Raw genomic sequence first — 20,171 nt, forward strand, 5'->3', positions numbered from 1 at the left:
GATGGTCGTGTGACGGTTGGACTATTTGGGGTGTGACAAGTTTTCCCAGGTAAGCAAAGGACTTACAGGCAGCGTTGCCGGCGAGACACAGTGTGGCCGCATTCGCATTCCTGACTTTATAAACTATTTTGATTGGCGAACACGCCAATGCATATTGAACCCCGGCGGTAGGGGAATCTCGATCGTCCCGTTGCGGTGATCGTTCAAGTCCGTCGCACACCACAGATTGATCTGAGGGTGCGGGGTTTGGGGAAAACGGTCTTGGACAATGCGGGAGGATCACGGGGCGCTCGCGGCCTCGGACTCTCCGCATATGAGCAACTTGGAGGTTTAATATGAATTTGAAGAGCCTTATCCTGGGCTCGACGGCTGCGCTGGTCGCGGTCGGCGGGGCACAGGCGGCCGATCTTCCCGTCAAGGCCAAAGCGGTCGAGTACGTGAAGGTCTGCTCGCTTTACGGTCCGGGCTTCTACTACATCCCCGGCACCGACACCTGCATCAAGCTGGGCGGCTATGTGCGCGCTGACGTCGTGGTGAACGGCAACAGCGTGTACGGCGCGAACTACAACGGCGCCAGCGGTGCCAACAACCGTTTCACGAACGGCTACACTTGGCGTTCGCGTGAAGACTTCAACATCGATACGCGCACCGCGACCGAATACGGCGTGGTCCGCACCTATTTCGATGCGGTGTTCACCTGGACCTCCGACACCTACGCCGGTCAGGGCAACGGCTCGACCGTGTACTCGGCCATTGGCTCGAGCGCGGCGCCGAACAACGCTAGTTCGGGCAACGTGGCAGCCGGTGCCGTCGGCGTCTACTATGCCTTCATCCAGTTCGCCGGCTTCACGATGGGTAAGGCGGTTTCGCAGTTCGCTGCCCCCTGGAACGGTTATCCGGGCAACAACTACGACGCGCTCGTCGGTGGCGTGAACACCACCAACGGCATCAACCAGTTCACCTACACCGCGCAGTTCGGCAACGGCGTGTCGCTCGCTCTGTCGGCGCAGGACCAGGTTGCCTACATGCAGGCTGGCGTGAACAACCTCGGCGTCGGTGGTGCTTACGGCTCCAGCGACTACGCCGGCACGATCGCGCCGGATTTCGTCGCTGCGCTGAAGGTCGACCAGGCTTGGGGTATCTTCCAGGCGTCGGTCGCCGCGCATGACAACCACGCTGCCTACTACGGCGGCACCGAGGTGACCGGTCATCCCGACGACAAGTGGGGTTGGGCTGGTGCACTGGCTCTGTCGATCAAGAACATCCCGACCGGACCCGGCGACACCATCAACATCCAGGGCGTCTACACCGACGGCGCGACCCGTTACAACATCCAGGAACTGGCCAGCCAGGCCGGCTCGATCGCCATCTTCGGCGGTTCGAGCCTGCCGGGCGTCTATGGCAGCGTTGGCTTCGGAACGGCACCCGACACGGTGTTCGGCCCCGGCGGTCAGCAGCAGTCCATCAAGACCTGGGGTATGCGCGGTGCGTACACCCACAACTGGGATCCCTACTGGAACACCAGCTTGTACGGTGCGTTCGCCGCTGTTTCGTACAACGACACGGCTAAGTCGCTCATCTGCGGCGTTGGTGGCGTCGGTGGTACCTTCCGTGCCGCATTCGCTGGCGGCGCTGGCGTGACCGCCTGCAACCCCGACTACAACATCGCGCAGATCGGCGTGATCACCCGTTGGACCCCGGTCAAGAACCTGACCTTCTCGGCCGACGTGACCTACTCGCACCTCGATCAGAAGTATGCCGGCATCATCACCACGTCGTCGACTGCTATCGGCAAGCCGACCGCGACCTACGAGCTGAAGGATCAGGACACTGTCCAGATGCTCTTCCGCGCTCAGCGCAACTGGTAATTCCGGTTGATCTGATCACGATCCAACAGAACCCCGGCAGGCAACTGCCGGGGTTTTTGTTTGCGGAAGATTCCGAGAAGAGCTGAGCTGCGTCATTTCGGTCCACGCGAACCACGAAGACGAGCCATGCGATTCATTAGCCGCAAACTTATTTACTTACCTGATCTACTAAACTATATACGCCACGGCCAACACATCGCATGATGGCTCTTAGCTAGCTGCTAAGCCTCCCAAACCTCCGGCAATGCCCTGCCGGAGGTTTTTGATTCAAGGGTCCAGCCAGCGTCGACGATGGTGGCGCGCGCGGTCCGCGCAAGCTGCGGCTGGCGATCGGGTTGCCGTCGTCTTGCCGATTCGACGTCGTCAAGATTTGACGGAATCGATCCGCAGTGCATTCTCGCCATTCATGGGACGCTTCAAGAACAGCCGCCTGGCGCGCATGAGCAGCGGCCACTATTGCCTGATCCGGGATCTCGGGCTGGTGAAGGGCGGCAAGGGATTGCGGCACCATGAGGTGATCATCGATTTCTCGTGGCGCGGCCTGCTCAAGCTGGCCCTGAGCGCGGGTGCCGGCGTCCTGCGGCGGCGCGCATCCGTGCGCATCGAGACCGCCGAATAGCGCGCGGCCGCGTTATGACGCGGCTTGGCCTGCGGCCAAGATGCGCGCGATCATCGCGGGAGTCTCACGCGCTTCGCGAACAAGCATTCGAATTCGGGCGATGTGATCCCAACATTGTCAGGGCTTCGCCCATGACGAGCGCGCTGTGCCACGCTGCGCGCTGCGCCGATTGCGATCAACGTGGTCCATCTGCGCAGCAGCTGTCGCGCTGCTTCGCCGGAGTTGCCTCGGCTGCGGCGGCCGCGGTGGAAATTCCGGCCGCGATCGCCATGAGCGTTGTCGCGACCAATCTGTTCAGGATGTGCACGATCACCGTCTCCTGTTGTCGATGTCGGATTGTTCGCAACACGGAATGATCTCGTTACGCCGCCGCCGCTTCAATTTGCTGCAAGCGGCTCACCTGCGCGTGAGGAGGCGCCGTTGCTGGGCGACAATTCGGTGATGTAAGGTGCCGCAGCCAAGCGGTCAGGACTGCGATCCGCGCCCGGCCGAAACAAAGAAGAACCAGGGCAAGGAAAAATAAGGGAAGGAACGGATCTCACATGAAGGATTTTGCCGGAAAGATTGCCGTCATCACCGGTGGCGGCACGGGCATGGGGCGCGAGTTGGCACGGCAGCTCGTTGCCGAGGGCTGCAATGTCGCGATGTGCGACGTCTCGGCCGAGGCGATGGCCGAGACCAAGCGGCTCTGCGAGGTCGAGAAGCTGCCGCAGGGCCTGCGCATCACGACACACGTTGCCGACGTCTCGATCGAGGATCACTACAAGCGCTTCCGCGATGAGCTGATCGAGCAGCAGGCGACCGACAAGATCCACCTGCTGTTCAACAACGCCGGCATCGGTGGCGGCGGCAGCCTGTTCTCCAACACGCGCGAGCAGTGGGAGCGCACCTTCAACATCTGCTGGGGCGGCGTCTATCTCGGCGTCCGCACCTTCCTGCCGCTGTTGGTGAAGGCCGACGAGGCGCACATCGTCAACACCTCGAGCGTCAACGGTTTTTGGGCCTCGGTCGGCATGGGCGTGTCGCACACCGCCTACAGCGCGGCGAAGTTCGCCGTGAAGGGATTCACCGAGGCGATGATCAACGATCTCCGTCTCAACGCGCCGCATGTGAAGTGCTCGGTCGTGATGCCCGGTCACATCGGCACCTCGATCGTGTCGAACTCGCGCAAGGTGCAACTCGGCACCAGCTCCGATCACCTCACCGCCGACGAGCTGACGCAAGCGCGCCAGCGTCTGCAAGGGCAGGGGATCGACGTCGCCAAGATGTCGGACGCCCACATCCAGCAGCTCGCGCTCGATCGTGCCCGCATCTTCCATGACGAGGCGCCGACCTCGGCCGCGGCCGCCGCCAAGATCATCCTCGACGGCGTCAAGGCCGAGCGCTGGCGCATTCTGGTCGGCGACGATGCGCATTTGCTCGACGAGCGCGTGCGCAAGACGCCGGAGCAGGCCTACACGCCGGAGTTCTACCAGAACATCGTGACGGCGACCGGCTGGAAGGTCGGCTGAGCGACCGTCCCGCATCGCGTGCGGGACGGCTTCACTCGACCGCTACCCGCGCATCGCGCGCTGGCGCGAGCCCGCCTGATAAGCGAGGCGATAATGCCCCGAGCAATAGGGCATGCCGCCGAGCGGCGTATTGCCGCAAAAGCAGAAATCATCGGCGCCCGGGGTGCTGATCGGCCAGCGGCAGCGCTGCTCGCTCAGCTCGAACAGCGAGCAATTGTTGGCGCTGACGATCGGTGCATCGTCGCAGGGCTGCTCGTAGACCGCCTGAAGCAACCCGAGCTGTTGCTTGGCGGTCGCCCGCTGCGCGGCGTGCGCTGCGGATTTCTTGCGCCGGGCCCGGCGTTCGTCCGGCGTCGTGCGCGTGAGGTTCAGCCGCGACAGCTTGCCGATCACCGCATTGCGGCTGACGCCGATATTGACGGCGATGTCGCGGCAGGAGAGGCCGGCTTCAAAGTAGATCTTGAGTTGGTCGACGCGCTCCGGCGTCCAGGTTGGTTCGATGGCAGTCATCTGACGGTTCCACGTTCTGTGTTGAACCGCCGCGCCGGCACACGCCCCTGAGCTCACCACGCGATGACAATCGCGCCGCGATCTCATCCCGTTTTGAGCATGATCTCTTCTGAGAACCGGTCTCCACTTTTCCGGATCATGCTCTAGGGCGTGCGGCCGTTGTCGCGGATTGCAAGCAACCCGTCCTTGATGGCGAGCCGAATGCCTTCCTCGATCAATGTCCGTGCGACGCCCGGGACGCTCGTGCCGTGGGTGCCCTGTCTTACCAGCTTCTCGAGGTATCCGATGGTCGAGAGCGCCAGCGTGACCGGGACGCGGTCGGTTTCGGCCTTTTCCGTAGCCATGGTGAAACGCTTAACCCTGAACGCCTGTACTGAAAAGTATCTATTTAGAGTCTATTTAGGAATATGATGGTCCGTCAAGCTGTGAACCGCAAATTGCGGGCGGCCGCCTACAGCCGCGCCGGAGGCCAGTTCCGGCGCGGTATTGTAGTCAGATTGTCTTGAATAATGAGGGTGTTAGGACCGTAACTCGACCTTGACCGGGAACTTCCTGAGAAGCCGCTCAGCGGTCTCGGCCTTGTCCGGAGGGGCGTTCACACTCAGGTACAGCCCGCGGGACGGATCGGTGACCGCCTCGACACTGACCTCGCCGGACAACCCTTCCAGGGCCAACAGCTCGCGCGCGGCCTCGCCGGCGGCAATCTCGCGCAGCTTCGGCTTGAAGATCTTGCCGACAGGCGTGACCGGCATCTCCGCAATCACCGACACCACGCGCGGGCGCGCCGGCGGCTCCAGGATGTTGTCCTGCACGAAGGCGGCGAGCGCATTCGGATCGATATGGGAGCCGGGCTGCGCCGAGACGAACAGCATCGGCACTTCACCGGCGTAGGTGTCGGGACGTCCTACCGCCGCGGCAAGCGCCACGCCCGGAAACGCCAGCGCGGCGTCCTCGATCGCGCGCGGATCGATGTTGTGGCCGCCGCGGATGATGACGTCCTTGGCGCGGCCCATGATGTAGACGAAGCCGTCGGCATCGATCCGGCAGATGTCGCCGGTGCGCAGCCAGCCGTCGCGAAACGCCTCCTCGGTCTGCTTCTTGTCGACATAGCCAGCGAACACCTGCGGGCCCCTGGTCAGCAGTTCGCCGACCGGCGAGGGCCACGGCCCGGTGTGGAGCTTGCCGCCGTCGAGGATCGCGAGCTCGACAAGCGGATTGCGGGTGCCGACGCTCTCGGCGCGCGGCTTCACGCCGTGCACATCGTGAGTGATAGCACCGGCGAGCTCGGTCATGCCGTAGAGCTGCTGGATGCAGGGGCCGCCCCAGGTCGCAAGATAACGCCGCTCGATCTCCGGCGGGCAGATCGAGGCGCCGGTGGCGGTGACACGCAGGGTCGAGATGTCGCTGTCCGCGACCGGGATATCGGCGAGGGCGCCGAGTATCGTCGGCACGTTGCCGGCGATGTTGATCTGGTACTTCTCGATGATCTGCCAGAAGTGCCGGACCAGCGCCGGATCGCGCGCGCCGGCCGGGCCGGGGATCACCATCGTCGTGCCGGCCGCCAGGGAATTGGCCGTGGTGCAGAACAGGCCGCCGACATGGAACAGCGGCATCGTGATCATCGCGCGCTCGCCGCGATGGAAATCGAGCGCCATCCGCGAGGATACGGTGGAGGCGACCATCGCGCGATTGGTGAGCCGCGCCACCTTGGGATGGCCGGTGGTGCCGCCGGTCGGCAGCATCACGGCGACGCGGTCGGCCTCGCTCATATCCTTGGACTTGCCGTAGTCGTCGCGCCAGGCGGGATCAGGCCGCAGCACCTCGCCGTCGAGGGCGATGCTGCCGTCGAGCGGCACGATCACGATGCGCTTCAGGGACGGCACCTCGCGCTGCAGGCCCTCGACCCTCTCATAGAGCCCGCCCGGCATGCCCGGCGGCGGCGCCAGCAACAGCTTTGCGTTGATCGCGTTCAGCTGGGCGACGATTGCTTCGCGCGTGAACAGCAGGTTGAGCGGCTCGGCGACACCGCAGGCGGCAGCGCCGAAGATCGCGACGACGGTCGCGGGGCACGCCGGGAGCAGGACAGCCACCGCATCGTCCTTGCCGATGCCCTGCTTACGGAAATAGGTTTCAGCGGCCTTGATGCAGCCCATCAGCTGATCGTTCGAGATCACGACCGGGTCGGGATCGAGCGGCGAGCGCAGATAGATCGCGGCTTCGGCGTCCGGCGCGCCCTGCGGGCCGCGGGCAATGAGGTCGAGGATGCGCGGGCAGGCGGCGAGCGTCTCCTGCATCTCCCTGTCGCGCGCAGCCTCGTCGGCCGGCGAAAGCCTGTCCTTCAGCATATCCGTCCCCGTCCATTCTTGTTCGTTGGGACGGGGATTGTATCGAGCCGTGCTCGCGGAACACAAGTGCGGCTTATCGACCGCGTGTCAGCCGTGCACCACGGATTTGGCGATCATGCAGTGGATGCCCTTGGAGCCGTTGACCGTCTGTGTCACGCGCAGGTCGGCGGCCAGACTGCACAGCGTGTAGGCGTCCTCGCGGGACAGATTGCGCTTCTCGCCGAGCAGCACGATCATGTCGCGCAGCGCCCGCACCACGCACTGGTCGAGATCGGGATCCATCGCCATGGTCATGTAATGGTCCGCGGTCTCTGCGCGCGGATAGGCGAGCTTGATATCCTTGCGCAGTGTGAGGCGGAAGCGGCCGGTCAGCGCGGTCTCGATCGCGGTGACGCAGACCTCGCCGTCGCCCTGCACGCCATGGCCGTCGCCGCAGGAGAACAGCGCGCCCGGAACGAACACCGGCAGATAGAGCTTGGCGCCGGCGCCGAGTTCCTTGTTGTCGAGATTGCCGCCCATCGCGCGCGGGATCAGCGAGGAGATGCGGCCCCAGGCCGGCGGCGGCGACACGCCCATCACGCCGAAGAACGGCTTGAGCGGCAGATCGAGCCCCCAGGGCATGCGACCGACCATGCGCCCGCGATCGAGCGGGATGTTGAGGACGCGTGTCTCGTGGAAATCGTCGGGCAGGGTGCCGGACAATGGCTTGATCAGATTGTAACCCCAGTCCTGTCGCAGCTGAACGTCGAGAATATCGACCTCGAGCACGTCGCCGGGTTCGGCGCCGGCAACCGCGATCGGGCCGGTCAGAATGTGTCCGGGTACCATCCGCTCGCACTTCGCATGGATGTCGTCGAGCTCCGGCGGAACGAAGAATTTGCCGCGGTCGGGCACCACGTCCGGGCCGCCGCTGACGGTCTCGATCGTGATCTCGTCGCCGCTCGCGACGGTCAGGACCGGTTTCAGCTTGGCTTCAAAGAAGCCCCAATGGCAGGTTTCGGGGCTCGACTTCAGATGATGATGGGTCATGTGACGGCTTTTGATTAGTTTCCCAGCAGCGTATGACGCTGTAGCAGAACTTCGCAGGGGCTTCTCTTGTTTTTTGTGCTCTCCAAGACGCTCGGCATCATGCTGCTGCCGATCAACTTCCTGATCGGTATCGGCGTGATCGGCGCCGTCCTGCTGCTCACACGGTTTGCGCGCCTCGGCCGCAGGTTGATGGTTGCCGCGCTGCTGCTGCTTGCGATCTGCGGCTTCTCGCCGCTCGGCAATGTCCTGATCTCCACATTGGAGCAGCGCTTCCCGCCATGGGACGCCTCGCGCGGCGCGCCGGACGGCATCATCGTGCTCGGCGGCTCGATCGATGCCGATCTGTCGGTTGCGCATGGCACACCGGTGGTGCGCAGCGCAGCCGATCGCGTCATCGCGGCGGCGGCGCTCGCGCGCAGATATCCGAACGCGCGCCTCGTATTCACCGGCGGCAGCGCGAACCTGATCTCGAACGATGCGCGCGAAGCCGACTATGCCGCCGAGATGCTCGAGAGTCTCGGCATTGCCAGGTCGCGATTGATCATCGAGCGCCGCTCCCGCAACACGGTGGAGAACGCCGAATTCTCCAGGGCATTGGTCGATCCCAAGCCGGGCGAGCGCTGGCTGCTCGTCACCTCGGCCTACCATATGCCGCGCTCGGTCGGGCTGTTCCGCAAGGCGGGATTCAACGTCGAGGCCTATCCGGTCGACTGGCGAGTCGGCAATGTCTTCAGCTTCGCGACGCTTGCGATCGAGGGCCTGTCGCGCGCCGATCTCGGCACACGGGAGTGGATCGGGCTTCTGGCCTATCATCTGGCCGGCAGAACCGATGATTTGCTGCCGGGGCCGGCCACGCGCTGAGGCGCAGGCACTTGTCGCCTCCAACGGCCAATTCTAACATCGACGCAACAGGCGGCGCCAAGCCGCCGATCACGGGAGTTCACGCCATGCAACAGCAGACACCGCCGGAACAGTTCGACCTCGGCGCAATCGTCACCGATCTGAACAATCTGCTGCGGCTGAAGACGACGGTCATCGGCATCAAGATGTTCGCGCGCGTCGAGGAGATGGAGGCGATCCCGAAGATCCGCCGCCCGTCGGCGGTCCACACCACGGACCAGATCGTCAGCATGGCCTCGCGGCTCGGCTGGACCGTCGGCATCACCGGCGACGATCTGGTCGGCGCGCAATGCCGCGCCGTGATCGGGCTCGCGCCACAGGATGAGAAGTGGTTTGCCGGCGAGAACTATGTCGGCGTCTGGCACGGCACCGCCGAAGACGCGCGAAAGCGCCAGGAGGCGCTCGACGTGGTGCCTTACGGCCAGTACCAGGCGATGGCGGTGAGCCCGCTGACCAGCGGCCGCCTCAATCCGCCCGACATCTGCCTCGTCTATGCGACGCCCGGACAGATGATCATCCTGATCAACGGGCTTCAGTATACCGGCTACAAGAAGTTCGAGTGGGGCGTGGTCGGCGAAACCGCTTGCGCGGATTCGTGGGGGCGGGCGCTGAAGACCGGCGAGCCGAGCCTGTCGCTGCCATGCTTCGCCGAACGCCGCTATGGCGGCGTGCCCGACGAGGAGATGCTGATGGCGCTGCCGCCGGCCTATCTGGTGAAGGCGATCGCCGGCATGAAGCAGCTTGCCAAGAACGGTTTGCGCTACCCGATCGCGCCCTACGGCATCCAGGCCGACGTGCGCGCCGGCATGGGCGTATCGTACAAGAAATAGCGCATTGCGTTGCCGCGCCCGCGATGAGAAAAGGGCGCCCAATTCGCTGCGCAGGGAGCCTGATCCATGTCCACGTCGAAACTCGACATCGTCGTCTATGGTGCGACCGGATTCACCGGCCAGCTCGTCGCCGAATATCTCGCGGCGCATTATCGCGACGGCAGCCTGAAATGGGCGATGGCCGGGCGCAGCAAGGACAAGCTCGCCTCGGTACGCGACGCGATCGGCGCGCCCGCGGACACGCCGCTGATCGTTGCCGATGCCGGCGATGCCGCCTCGTTGAAGGCGATGCTGGTGCAAACCAAATCAGTCATCTCGACGGTCGGACCGTATCAGCTCTATGGCAACGAGCTGATCGCGGCCTGCGTGGAAAGCGGCACCGACTATTTCGATCTCTGCGGCGAGCCGGTCTGGATGCGGCAGATGATCGACAAGTACGAAGCCGCCGCGAAGGCCAGCGGCGCGCGCATCGTGTTCTCCTGCGGTTTCGACTCGGTGCCGTTCGAACTGGGCGCGTTCTTTGTCCAGGAGGAAGCGAGGCGCGCGTTCGGCGCGCCGGCGCGGCGCGTCAAGGGCCGCGTGCGCGACATGCGCGGCACGCTGTCCGGCGGCACCGCCGCGAGCGCCAAGGCGACGTTCGATGCGGTCGCCAAGGACCTCAGCCTGGTTGCGATCCTCAACAACCCGTTCGCGCTGACGCCGGGCTTCGAGGGGCCGAAGCAGCCGCGCGGCAGCAAGCCGGCCTACGAGGAGGATCTGCACTCCTGGACCGCGCCATTCATGATGGCGCTGATCAACACGCGCAACGTCCACCGCTCCAACATGCTGATGGGCTTTCCCTACGGAAAGGACTTCGTCTACGACGAGATGGTCCTGACCGGCCCGGGCGAGAAGGGCGAGGCCAACGCCAAGCGTGTGATGGCGCTCAATGCCGAGAAGACCGGCCCAAGCGCGCCGAAGCCGGGCGAGGGCCCGTCAAAGGAAGAGCGCGAGAACGGCCGCTACGATCTGCTCTATCTCGCGGTCGCGCCCGACGGCCGCATGGTCCGCGCCGGCGTCAAGGGTGATCGCGATCCCGGCTATGGCTCGACCTCGAAGATGATCTCGGAATGCGCGATCTGCCTGTTGCGCGATACGCCCGACGTTGCGCCCGGCTTCTGGACGCCGGGAGCCGCGATGCAGCACAAGCTCATCAAGCGCCTGGTCGATCACGCCGGGCTGACGTTCGAGGTCGAGAAGTAGCTTCGCTTACCTCGGCCCGCTTGCGGGGAGAGGTCGGATCGCATCGTCAGATGCGATCCGGGTGAGGGGGTACAGGTCCGTCCGATCGCATTGCTCGTGGAGAGAGCCCCTCACCCCAACCCTCTAAGAGCGAGCTTTGCTCGTCTCGACCCCGTGAAGGACGGGGAGAGGGAGAGGCGCTACGCCGCCGCCCGCGGATCATACGCGTACATGAAATCCATGCCTTTGGACGACACCGGCAGCAGCAGCTTCAGCATGTGATCGCGCAGCCAGGCGCCGGTCGGGCTGAACTCGCGCTTGCTGTTGCCGTTGCGGCGGGCGATCGCCACGATCTTCTCGGCGCGCGGGCGCCGCTCGTGCTCGAAGGCCTGGAACGTCATGCCGAGCTCCTGGCCCTCGCGCATCAGGATGCCGAGCCGCAGCGCGTCCTCCAGCGCTAGCGATGCGCCCTGGCCGGCATGCGGGCTGGTGGCGTGCGCGGCATCGCCGATCAACAGCGTGCGCTTGCGCGACCAGGTCGGCAGCGTCGCGACGTCGAGCGTGTCGGTGACCACGATCTTCTCGGCGGCTTCGATGATCGCAGGGATCGGCGCGTGCCAGCCGGCGTGGAAATCGCGCAGATGCTGCCTGATCGCGTCCTGGCTCTGCAGCCGGAAGGCCGCCGCGGTCATGCCGTGCGACGGCTGAGTGCTCCACCACATCGCGCCCGTGTCCGGATCGGGGCTGCACATCCCATAGCCGAAGAAGCCGCTCTGCCCGAACGTGGTCGCCACCCGTTGGCCGATCGGCAGTTTCTCGATCACCGCGCGGGGCACGAATCCGCCGAAGCCGATCAGCCCGGTGTCGAACGGCGTCGGCCCATCCGGGATCACGTGGCGCCGCACCGCCGAGTGCACGCCGTCGGCGCCGATCACGAAATCGCCCTCGGCGGTGGTGCCGTCGTTGAAATAGGCGATCACGGGCTGGTCGCCGCGGTCCTCGATTTTCACCAGCTTCTTCTCGAAGAACACCGAGACGTTGGAGGCCCAGGCTTTGTCGATCAGCGTCTCGTTCAACGTCGCGCGGCACATATTCACCGCGGGCTGGCCGAAGCGCTGCTGCATGTTCTGGTTGAGCGAGCCGAGCTTCTTGCCGCCCTGCGAATAGAAGTCGAAGGACTCCGCGATCGAGCCGCTGCGGATCAGTTCGTCGGCGAGGCCGAGCTCCGCCAGCACATGCATGCCGTTCGGCGCGATCTGCAGCCCGCCGCCGATCCCGGTGGAATAGGGCCAGGCTTCATAGAGCTCGGCCTCGATGCCGGCCCGGGTCAGAAACATCGCGGTCACTGGACCTGCGATGCCGGCGCCGATGATCAGAGCTTTACGGGGACGAGAGGTCATGCCTTGCTCCATGCAGCCGTGTGGGGTAGGAAAGGTCAGTTGCTAACTATCTTAGTATCTAAGATATAAGGCGAGTAAGATACAGGAGCCGCTTTGTCAAGTGCGAAGTCGCGTGCAGCGCTGATGCAGGAACTCGAGGAGGCGATGCGCCGGTCGTCGGCGCAGGGCGTGATGTACGGCCAAGCCGTTGCGAACATGGCCGGAATCTCCAACTCCGACATGGAATGCATGGACATCCTGCATCTGGAGGGGCGCGTGACCGCCGGCCGTCTCGCCGAAGTCACCGGCTTGACCACCGGCGCGATCACCGGCGTGGTCGATCGTCTGGAGAAGGCGGGTTACGTGCGCCGCGAGCGGGACGAGAGCGACCGCCGTAAGGTCTTCATCTCGGTGGTGGAGGAAAAGGCAGCGGAGATCGGCAAATTCTACGTGCCGATGCAGGAGGCGATGCTCAAGCTGTGGAGCAGCTACACCGACGACGAGTTGCGCTTGCTGCTGCGCTTCGCCAATGACGGCTACAAGGGTGTGCTGGAAGCAACCGGAGCATTGAAGGCGGTGATCGACATGCCGCCGGAGCAGCGCGCCAGTCTCAAGATGCCGCCGAAGGCTCGTCGATAATCCGTGTCGACGTCGCGCGATAGCGCTCGGCTGCCGCATACATGCCCCACATCGTGCCCAGCATCATCCAGAAGTGCCGCCAGTGGTCGGTATCGATGATGAAGCTCTCGCCGACGAAGCCGAGGAACGCCGAGAAGACCGCGAGATAGCCGCGCTGCCACGGCACCCGCATGTAGATGTAGCGGAAGCCGATGATCGCGGTGACGAACACCAGCGCCGGATAGCAGATCCCGGAGATCCAGCCGCCCGACATGAAGGCGTTGAGATACGAATTGTGGGTGTCCTCGGGGAAGTAGGTGTGGAATTGCAGCGGCCCGATGCCGAACGGCAGCTCGAGCGCCATCTGGGCGCCGAGGATGTGGCGGCCGAACCGGCCGAAGCGGCCCTCGTCATAGCTCTGGTCGAAGCTCGCGCGCTGCTTGAACATGTCGGCGACCGAGCCGATCGAGAGCAGCACCGCGATCAGCGCCACGGCCAGGATCGCGGCGATCAGCGTCATCACGATGATGCGCGAGCGCTGCGCCTGCGAGCGGCTGGTGAACACCATCAGCGCCAGCATGAAGGCTGCGGTGATCACGAGGCCGCCCCAGGCGGCGCGTGAGAACGACAGCAGGATCGCGAGCGAGATGATGCCGAACGCAATGGCGTTCCGGAGCGCCTTGCCGAAGCGGTCGGAGACGACGCTCTGCAGCGTGAACAGCGCCGGCAGGATCAGGAAGGCGCCGAGCACGTTCGGATCCTTGAAGGTACCGCGGGCGCGATCGTACAGCGTCAGCAGATCATAGCCGCCGGGCACCAGACGGAAGTAGCCGGCGATGCCCGCGAGCGAGGCGATCATCGCGCCGACGATCAGGCCGCGGCGCAACATGTCGAGGCGGGCTTCGGTGTCCTCCGACATCACCATCGCGAAGAAGATGACGGTGACGGCCATGTACCAGGAGGTGAGCACCCAGTTCACCACCTCGGGCTTGTCGAGGAAGGGTATCGCGCCGATGCTGTAGCCGACATTGAGCACGATCAGCGCGAACAGCAGCGGCATGAACACGAGCCGCATGCGCAGGCCCGTGGCGAAGAACAGCACGCAGGCGGTCAGCGTGACGAGCTCATACGGGCTCGGCTCGATGAACACGATGGCGCCGGACGCGCCGGCCAGCCACACCAGCGCCCGCTGCAGCGCCAGCACGCCCGTTGGTGCTGATGTCAGCGAATGGGACGTCCCGGCTGTCGCCGCATAGGCCATCGGATACTCACGCAACTTGGTACAAGCACTCAACACACTGCTTCGTCATTGCGAGGAGCGAAGCGAGCAAACAATCCATCTATCTCCGAGCCGCGATATGGATTGCTTCGCTACGTTCGCATGACGGCAGTAAATCTCAACTCTCAGTACGCGTTCTCGCTCTTGGTCAGCAGCGAGAACGGGGTCTTGAGCAGAATGTAGACGTCGAACAGCACCGACCAGTTCTCGATGTAATAAAGGTCGTATTCGACGCGCTTCTGGATCTTCTCGTCGGTGTCGACCTCGCCGCGCCAGCCGTTGATCTGCGCCCAGCCGGTGATGCCGGGCTTGACGCGGTGGCGGGCGAAATAGCCGTCGACGGCTTCGTCGAACAGGCGGTTCTCCAGCTTGCTCTGCACGGCGTGCGGGCGCGGGCCGACCAGCGAGAGATTGCCCTTCAGCACGACGTTGAATAGCTGCGGCAATTCGTCGAGCGAGGTCTTGCGGATGAAGCGGCCGACGCGGGTGACGCGCGGATCGTTCTTGGTCACCACCTTGGAAGCGGTGGGGTCGGCCTGGTGATGGTAGAGCGAGCGGAATTTGTAGACGTCGATCCGCTCATTGTTGAAGCCGAAGCGCTTCTGGCGGAACAGCACCGGGCCGGGGCTGTCGAGTTTCACCGCGAGCGCCACCAGCCCCAACACCGGCAGCGCCGCAACCAAGGCCAGGCCGCCGACCACGCGGTCGAACAGCCATTTCAGCACCAGATCCCAGTCGGTGATCGGCGCCTCGAACATATCCAGCGTCGGCACCTTGCCGATATAGGAATAGGAGCGCGGGTGGAAGCGCAGCTTGTTGGTATGGGCCGACAGGCGGATGTCGACCGGCAGCACCCAGAGCTTCTTCAGCATTTCCAGGATGCGGGTCTCCGCCGAGATCGGCAGCGCGAACAGCACGAGGTCGACGCGGGTGCGGCGGGCGAATTCGACGATATCATCGATCTTGCCGAGTTTCGGCGAGCCGGCGCAGGTATTGGTGGCGCGATCGTCATTGCGGTCGTCGAACACGCCGAGCACATGGATGTCGGAATCATCCTCGGCGTTCAGCGCCTCGATCAGCTGCTCGCCGTTGTGGTCGGCTCCGACGATGATGGTGCGGCGGTCGAGCCGGCCGTCATGCGCCCAGGCGCGCACCATCGATCGCAGCAGCAGCCGTTCGGCGATCAGGACCGCAAGGCCGACGCAGAAGAACGACGACAGCCAGACCCGCGAGACCTCGCCGCCGAGCTTGACCAGGAAGGAGATGCCGATGAACAGCAGGAACACGAAGGCCCATGACGAGATCATGCGCGTCATCTGGCGCAGCTGGCCGCGGAAGATCTGCACTTGGTAGATGTCGGCGGCCTGGAAGCAGACAACGGCAGCAGCCGACATGCCGAGGATCGATGCGATGTATCCCCAGTGAATGACCCCGCCGGCGAGGGGCCTGACATAGGCGAGATAGAGCCCGACGCCGACCAGGCTGAGCAGCACGAAGTCGGCGAGGCGAACCACGCCGGCGATCACGACCGGCGAGTAGGCGCCGCGAACTTTCTGGTTGGTGACGGCGAGCGCGGCCGGCGAGAGGCGCCGGCGCCGTTCGATCTGCGGCTGAGCGGCCGTCGCAGACGCTGCGGCATCCAGCATCGAGCGTGCGTTAAACGGTTCCACGAGTCCACGTCCATTCCTGCGCATGCAGATGTGCATCCGCGCGCAGCACGAAAATTCCCCCGGACGTGACTTAAGGGGACAAATCGGAAGAAACGGTTACGTGTGCAAGAAGTGGTTAACGTTTGGCAAATGCGTCGCGGTAGCCGGCCAGCACACCCTCGACCATTGCGCCCTGCGAGAAATGTTCCGAAATCCGCTCGCGCAGTCTCTCGGCGCGCGCCGTGGTCGCGGCGGGATTGTCCAGCGCGGCCTTGATTGCGTCGGCCATCGCGCCGGCATTGCTCGGCGCGAACAGGGCGTCGGTGTGGGTATCGAATATCTCGGGGATGCCGCCGACATCGGCGGCGATCATCGGAACACCGGCTGCGGCGGCTTCGATCACCACATATGGCATCGAATCGCCGCGCGAGGGCACCACCAGCAGGTTGCCCTTGGAGAAACCGTAGCGCGCCTTGACGTGACCGATGAAGCGGACGGCCTCACCGAGCGACAGCCGCTTCACCTGCTCCTTGAGGCGCTCGAATTCCTCGCCGTCACCGCCGAGCGTCAGCGTCACCGGCTTGCCTTCGGCGCGCAGCTTTGCCACCGCGTCGATCAGGAGATCGGCACCCTTGATGCGCCGGAACTCACCGACATAGGCCACATCGGTGGCATCATCGGCGCGGGGGACCGGTTCGAATTCCTCCGCGGTGACGCCATTGAACACGCAGCGCACGAGGCCTGCCGGTTTGCCGACGGTGCGCTGATAGGTGTCGCGGGCAAACGCGCTCTCGAACAGGAACAGGTCGGTGCTGTTCATCAGGGCGCGCTCGAGCTGGCTGTAGAAGCGGCCCTTCCAGGTGTCGAGCGGGTAGTGCAGCGAGCCGCCATGCGGCGTGTAGACCCGGATCACCTTGCTCGAGCGCCGCCGCAGCCGGACATAGGCGCCGGCCTTGGCGCCATGGCCGTGCACGACATCGGGTTTCAGCTTGCGGATCAGGCCGGCGATGTGGGCCCAGACCATGAAGTCGGCGAAGCGCGGCTCGCGGCGGATCGCCACCCGGCGGACGCCGAGCTTGAGGCGCGGCTCGATCACGGCAAGCGCCGCGTCGGCCCGCGCGCCGCCGGTCAGGCTGTCGGCGACGATGCCGACATGATGGCCGCGTTCGATCTGGCCGTTGGCGACATCGAGGATGTGACGAATGATTCCGCCGACCGGGGCCCGGACGACATGCAGGATGCGGAGCGGCGGCTGCTGATTTGGATCCTGCGCCATCGGTCAGAACCAGCGCTCGCCGACGAACACGGTGTCACCGGGGGCGATCGGCGTGCCCAGCGGAGCGACGAAGCGGCCCGCGCCGGATGCATCGGTGTGGGTGAGGGTGGCCTCGTCGCGCCTGGCGCGCGGCGAGAAGCCGCCGGCGATCGCGACCGCGCTTTCGACCGTCATGTTGGGCACATAGGGATATTGGCCGGGGGCCTGGACTTCGCCGAGGATGAAGAACGGCCGATAGGCCTCGATCTCGACCGCCACGGACGGCTCGCGGATGAAGCCGTTGCGCAACCGTGCGGTGATCTCGGCGGCAAGCCGGGCAGGGGTGCGGCCGCGCGCCGGCACCGAGCCGATCAGCGGCATGGTGATCGCGCCGGCGGCGTCGATCGCATAGGAGTTGGTGAGCCCTTCCTGGCCATAGACCACGACCCGGAGCTTGTCGCCGGGGCCGAGATTATAGCCGCCGTGCGACGGTGCGGGCTCGGCATAGGCCGCAGCATACGCCATCGAATCGAGGCCGGGATTGCCGGCGACCGGCGACGTCCGGCCCATGCAGCCCGACAGCGCGAGCACGGCGACCAGGCAAATGAGGGGAGCGCGCAGATCGCGCATGTGAGGAATCCCGCGACAATATCGGCCTCGATTAACGGCACTCGTGGTTAACAAAGAATGACGGGAGGGGTGGTGGCCGCGATGTCCGTCAACCCCGCCGATTAACCCAGCGGCAACCTTAATGGACTGTAATCGCCCCATTGCGATGGAGTCGCGGCGTCCGCGGGGGTTCGTTATGCGTTTTGCATTCTGGCGTAGGGGCAAGGATAAGGCCGTCGTGCAACGGGCGTTGCCGAAGTCTGCGCCCGTCGCCGACGAAGCTGTCGTGAAGGCGGCTGCGCCCAAGCCTGCCTCTGACAAGCCCGCGCCTGACAAGCCTGCTCCAGACAAGTCGGCGCGTCCGGCGGAGGCGGCCGATCTCGACCTGCACGCGCTCGGCCGCGCGCTGGCGCGCAAGCGCGGCTGGATCATCGTGCCGACCGTGCTGGTGTTCGCGTTGTCGCTCGCCGCGGTCAACGTCGTTACGCCGCGCTACAAGTCGGAAGCGCGAATCCTGATCGACAATCGCGAGAATGCCTTCCTGCGTCCGAACGGCGAACGAGACCTGGAGCGCACCTCGCTCGACGCCGAGGCGGTGACGAGCCAGGTGCAGTTGTTGCTGTCGCGCGATCTCGCGCGCGACATCATCAAGAAGAACAAGCTGGCCGAGCGTCCGGAGTTCGATCCGGTGCTGCGGGGCTTTTCGCCGCTGAAGTCGCTGCTGGCGCTGTTCGGCATCGGCCGTGACCCGTTCAGCCTGACGCCGGAAGAGCGGGTGCTCGATTCCTATTACGAGCGCTTCCAGGCTTTTGCGGTCGACAAGTCGCGTGTCATGGTGATCGAGTTCCAGTCCGAGGATCCCGAGCTTGCGGCGCGCGTCGCCAACTCGATCGCCGACGGTTATCTCGTGCTGCAGCAGGCTGCGCGACAGGACCAGGCCAAATCCGCCAGCACATGGCTGCTCGGCGAGATCGACAAGCTGCGCACCAAGGTCGCGGATGCGGATTCGCGCGTCGAGGAATTCCGCTCGAAGTCGAGCCTGTTCGTCGGCACCAACAACATCCCGCTGTCGAACCAGCAGATGGGTGAGCTGAACACGCAGCTCAACAATGCCCGCGCGCTGAAGGCGGATGCCGAGACCAAGGCGCGGCTGATCCGCGAGATGCTTCAGGGCGGCAAGCCGATCGAGGCGTCGGAGGTGCTCAATTCGGAGCTGATCCGCCGGCTCGCCGAACAGCGCGGCACGCTGCGCGCGCAGCTTGCCGAGCAGTCGTCGACGCTGCTCGACAACCATCCGCGCATCAAGGAATTGAAGGCGCAGATCGCCGATCTCGACCGGCAATTGCGCGAGGAGGCCGGCAAGGTTTCGCGCTCGCTGGACAATGACGCCCGCGTCGCCGATGGCCGTGTCATGGCGCTGCAGGCGAGCCTGGACCAGTCGAAGAAGCAGGCGTCGTCGAGCAATAGCCAGGACGTGCAACTGCGCGGGCTGGAGCGTGAAGCCAAGGCGCAGCGCGACCTGCTGGAGGCCTATCTCGCCAAGTATCGCGAGGCCACGGCGCGCGAGAACATCGAGGCCGCGCCGACCGACGGCCGCATCATCTCGCGCGCCTCGGTTTCGAATACGCCGGCTTATCCGAAGAAGCTGCCGATCGTGCTGATCGCGACGCTGGCGACGCTGCTGCTGTCGTCCGGCATCATCATCACCGGTGAGCTGCTGCGCATCTCCGCGCCCGGTGCGGTTGGCCGCGCCTTCGCGCCGGCGGCTGCCGTGATCAGGCGCCGCGAGCCGGTCATGGATGCCGCAACCGCGGACCAGCCGGCGCTGCCGCCTGAGCCGGCGCTCGCGTCGCCGGTTGCGCCGAGGCCGGCGGTGGAGCCCGAACTGCCGCTGGAGCCTGCGGCTGCCCATGAACCTGAGCCGCAGCCTGCGTCCGCCGAGACCGCCGACGAGATCGATGAACTCGCCGAGCGCCTCGTCGCTGCCGGTCCCGCCGCCCACAAGGTCACCGTGCTCGGCCCGGCCGCGGCTGAGAGCGTCACGCTGACCGCCCTGACGCTGGCGCGTCTGATGGCGCGCCAGGCCAAGGTCGTCGTCGTCGATCTCGTCGCGTCCTCGCCGGTGCTGACGTCGGCGACCGTCGATCCCGCGGCGCCAGGCCTTGCCGAACTGATGCAGGGCGAGGCGACCTTCGCGCAGATCATCACCAAGGATCGGCAGTCGCGTGTTCAGATCGTCAGCGCCGGACGTCCGGGCTTCGATCGCTCGCATCTGCAGTCGCCGCGGCTCGCACTTGCGATCGACGCGCTGCTCAGGGTCTACGATCACGTGCTGCTCGACGCCGGTTCGGCCGTCGACCTGCCGGCCGAACTGCTGACCGCGAAGGCGCAAGCGGTCGTCGTGCCGGACGCCGCCATGGCGCAGGACGCCCGCCACTCGATGGTCGAGCAACTCAGGGCGGTCGGCTTCGCCGAAGTGACGATGCTGAGCAAGCCCTGCGCGGCGTCGGAAGCGGCCGTGAGGGGCCCGCGGGTAGTGGCCGCCTGAG

Annotated in this window: 18 protein-coding genes; 9 read left to right on the forward strand and 9 right to left on the reverse strand. The window is 65.1% G+C overall.

Features of this window, described 5'->3' with window-relative positions:
• Positions 1–335 precede the first annotated feature (335 nt).
• The 4 genes from E2I15_RS05235 (at position 336) to E2I15_RS05250 (ending at position 3,998) form a co-directional block, all read left to right on the forward strand.
• Positions 336–1,868 (forward strand): porin, encoded by a 1,533-nt coding sequence (locus tag E2I15_RS05235; protein ID WP_137477768.1) that lies wholly within the window; start codon positions 336–338, stop codon positions 1,866–1,868.
• 439 nt (positions 1,869–2,307) lie between these two features.
• On the forward strand, positions 2,308–2,487 hold the full coding sequence (locus E2I15_RS05240) for a hypothetical protein (protein ID WP_050999539.1): 180 nt from the start codon (positions 2,308–2,310) through the stop codon (positions 2,485–2,487).
• Between the two features lie 131 nt (positions 2,488–2,618).
• Positions 2,619–2,843 (forward strand): hypothetical protein, encoded by a 225-nt coding sequence (locus E2I15_RS05245; protein ID WP_137477769.1) that lies wholly within the window; start codon positions 2,619–2,621, stop codon positions 2,841–2,843.
• Positions 2,844–3,029: 186 nt separating this feature from the next.
• Positions 3,030–3,998: an SDR family oxidoreductase gene (locus E2I15_RS05250; protein ID WP_137477770.1), complete on the forward strand. Its 969-nt coding sequence runs from the start codon at positions 3,030–3,032 to the stop codon at positions 3,996–3,998.
• 42 nt (positions 3,999–4,040) lie between these two features.
• On the opposite strand, the gene E2I15_RS05255 is transcribed toward E2I15_RS05250, so the two are convergent.
• From E2I15_RS05255 to E2I15_RS05270, 4 genes are all read right to left on the reverse strand, one after another.
• The gene (locus E2I15_RS05255; protein ID WP_137477771.1) at positions 4,041–4,508 is read right to left on the reverse strand and encodes a GcrA family cell cycle regulator; all 468 of its coding nucleotides are present in this window, start codon (positions 4,506–4,508) and stop codon (positions 4,041–4,043) included.
• 143 nt (positions 4,509–4,651) lie between these two features.
• Complete coding sequence (locus E2I15_RS05260) at positions 4,652–4,852, reverse strand: hypothetical protein (protein WP_016844973.1); 201 nt, start codon at positions 4,850–4,852, stop codon at positions 4,652–4,654.
• Between the two features lie 174 nt (positions 4,853–5,026).
• Positions 5,027–6,853, reverse strand: coding sequence for an AMP-binding protein (locus E2I15_RS05265; RefSeq protein ID WP_137477772.1), 1,827 nt, complete (start codon positions 6,851–6,853; stop codon positions 5,027–5,029).
• 87 nt (positions 6,854–6,940) lie between these two features.
• A complete protein-coding gene (locus E2I15_RS05270; RefSeq protein ID WP_028340203.1) occupies positions 6,941–7,882 on the reverse strand; it encodes an acetamidase/formamidase family protein in 942 nt (313 codons plus the stop codon).
• A 66-nt stretch (positions 7,883–7,948) separates the two neighbouring features.
• Here E2I15_RS05270 and E2I15_RS05275 point away from each other — a divergent pair, with 66 nt between their 5' ends.
• From E2I15_RS05275 to E2I15_RS05285, 3 genes are all read left to right on the forward strand, one after another.
• Positions 7,949–8,743, forward strand: coding sequence for a YdcF family protein (locus E2I15_RS05275; protein WP_137477773.1), 795 nt, complete (start codon positions 7,949–7,951; stop codon positions 8,741–8,743).
• Between the two features lie 86 nt (positions 8,744–8,829).
• Positions 8,830–9,612 carry a DUF169 domain-containing protein gene (locus E2I15_RS05280; RefSeq protein ID WP_137477774.1) on the forward strand — a complete coding sequence of 261 codons (783 nt, stop codon included), beginning with the start codon at positions 8,830–8,832 and terminating at the stop codon, positions 9,610–9,612.
• A 66-nt stretch (positions 9,613–9,678) separates the two neighbouring features.
• On the forward strand, positions 9,679–10,854 hold the full coding sequence (locus tag E2I15_RS05285) for a saccharopine dehydrogenase family protein (RefSeq protein WP_137477775.1): 1,176 nt from the start codon (positions 9,679–9,681) through the stop codon (positions 10,852–10,854).
• A gap of 179 nt (positions 10,855–11,033) precedes the next feature.
• Here E2I15_RS05285 and E2I15_RS05290 read toward each other — a convergent pair whose 3' ends face one another.
• Positions 11,034–12,233, reverse strand: a complete 1,200-nt coding sequence (locus tag E2I15_RS05290; protein WP_137477776.1) for an FAD-dependent oxidoreductase — start codon at positions 12,231–12,233, stop codon at positions 11,034–11,036.
• Positions 12,234–12,356: 123 nt separating this feature from the next.
• On the opposite strand from E2I15_RS05290, the gene E2I15_RS05295 reads away from it, so the two are divergent.
• The gene (locus tag E2I15_RS05295) at positions 12,357–12,851 is read left to right on the forward strand and encodes a MarR family transcriptional regulator (RefSeq protein ID WP_016844965.1); all 495 of its coding nucleotides are present in this window, start codon (positions 12,357–12,359) and stop codon (positions 12,849–12,851) included.
• Here E2I15_RS05295 and E2I15_RS05300 read toward each other — a convergent pair.
• The 4 genes from E2I15_RS05300 to E2I15_RS05315 form a co-directional block, all read right to left on the reverse strand.
• Positions 12,823–14,091, reverse strand: a complete 1,269-nt coding sequence (locus E2I15_RS05300) for an O-antigen ligase family protein (protein ID WP_137477910.1) — start codon at positions 14,089–14,091, stop codon at positions 12,823–12,825. The genes E2I15_RS05295 and E2I15_RS05300 overlap by 29 nt on opposite strands.
• Before the next feature lie 143 nt (positions 14,092–14,234).
• Entirely contained in the window at positions 14,235–15,779 is a 1,545-nt protein-coding gene (locus E2I15_RS05305; protein ID WP_137477777.1) for an undecaprenyl-phosphate glucose phosphotransferase, read from the reverse strand.
• A 115-nt stretch (positions 15,780–15,894) separates the two neighbouring features.
• Positions 15,895–17,034 (reverse strand): glycosyltransferase family 4 protein, encoded by a 1,140-nt coding sequence (locus tag E2I15_RS05310; RefSeq protein ID WP_137477778.1) that lies wholly within the window; start codon positions 17,032–17,034, stop codon positions 15,895–15,897.
• Positions 17,035–17,037: 3 nt separating this feature from the next.
• Positions 17,038–17,643, reverse strand: a complete 606-nt coding sequence (locus E2I15_RS05315) for a polysaccharide biosynthesis/export family protein (protein WP_137477779.1) — start codon at positions 17,641–17,643, stop codon at positions 17,038–17,040.
• Between the two features lie 175 nt (positions 17,644–17,818).
• Here E2I15_RS05315 and E2I15_RS05320 point away from each other — a divergent pair, with 175 nt between their 5' ends.
• A complete protein-coding gene (locus E2I15_RS05320; protein WP_137477780.1) occupies positions 17,819–20,170 on the forward strand; it encodes a GumC family protein in 2,352 nt (783 codons plus the stop codon).
• The last annotated feature ends 1 nt before the right edge of the window (position 20,171 follow it).

The organism is Bradyrhizobium sp. BR2003, from assembly GCF_009720285.1.
Lineage (GTDB): Bacteria > Pseudomonadota > Alphaproteobacteria > Rhizobiales > Xanthobacteraceae > Bradyrhizobium > Bradyrhizobium elkanii.

Excerpts from the sequence above, each read along its gene's own strand:
- E2I15_RS05315 (WP_137477779.1), bottom strand. The coding sequence starts at position 17,643 with ATGCGCGATCTGCGCGCTCCCCTCATTTGCCTGGTCGCCGTGCTCGCG.
- E2I15_RS05235 (WP_137477768.1), top strand. The coding sequence starts at position 336 with ATGAATTTGAAGAGCCTTATCCTGGGCTCGACGGCTGCGCTGGTCGCG.
- E2I15_RS05245 (WP_137477769.1), top strand. The coding sequence starts at position 2,619 with ATGACGAGCGCGCTGTGCCACGCTGCGCGCTGCGCCGATTGCGATCAA.
- E2I15_RS05250 (WP_137477770.1), top strand. The coding sequence starts at position 3,030 with ATGAAGGATTTTGCCGGAAAGATTGCCGTCATCACCGGTGGCGGCACG.
- E2I15_RS05285 (WP_137477775.1), top strand. The coding sequence starts at position 9,679 with ATGTCCACGTCGAAACTCGACATCGTCGTCTATGGTGCGACCGGATTC.
- E2I15_RS05265 (WP_137477772.1), bottom strand. The coding sequence starts at position 6,853 with ATGCTGAAGGACAGGCTTTCGCCGGCCGACGAGGCTGCGCGCGACAGG.
- E2I15_RS05300 (WP_137477910.1), bottom strand. The coding sequence starts at position 14,091 with ATGGCCTATGCGGCGACAGCCGGGACGTCCCATTCGCTGACATCAGCA.
- E2I15_RS05310 (WP_137477778.1), bottom strand. The coding sequence starts at position 17,034 with ATGGCGCAGGATCCAAATCAGCAGCCGCCGCTCCGCATCCTGCATGTC.
- E2I15_RS05255 (WP_137477771.1), bottom strand. The coding sequence starts at position 4,508 with ATGACTGCCATCGAACCAACCTGGACGCCGGAGCGCGTCGACCAACTC.
- E2I15_RS05240 (WP_050999539.1), top strand. The coding sequence starts at position 2,308 with ATGAGCAGCGGCCACTATTGCCTGATCCGGGATCTCGGGCTGGTGAAG.
- E2I15_RS05290 (WP_137477776.1), bottom strand. The coding sequence starts at position 12,233 with ATGACCTCTCGTCCCCGTAAAGCTCTGATCATCGGCGCCGGCATCGCA.
- E2I15_RS05260 (WP_016844973.1), bottom strand. The coding sequence starts at position 4,852 with ATGGCTACGGAAAAGGCCGAAACCGACCGCGTCCCGGTCACGCTGGCG.
- E2I15_RS05280 (WP_137477774.1), top strand. The coding sequence starts at position 8,830 with ATGCAACAGCAGACACCGCCGGAACAGTTCGACCTCGGCGCAATCGTC.
- E2I15_RS05270 (WP_028340203.1), bottom strand. The coding sequence starts at position 7,882 with ATGACCCATCATCATCTGAAGTCGAGCCCCGAAACCTGCCATTGGGGC.
- E2I15_RS05320 (WP_137477780.1), top strand. The coding sequence starts at position 17,819 with ATGCGTTTTGCATTCTGGCGTAGGGGCAAGGATAAGGCCGTCGTGCAA.
- E2I15_RS05295 (WP_016844965.1), top strand. The coding sequence starts at position 12,357 with ATGCAGGAACTCGAGGAGGCGATGCGCCGGTCGTCGGCGCAGGGCGTG.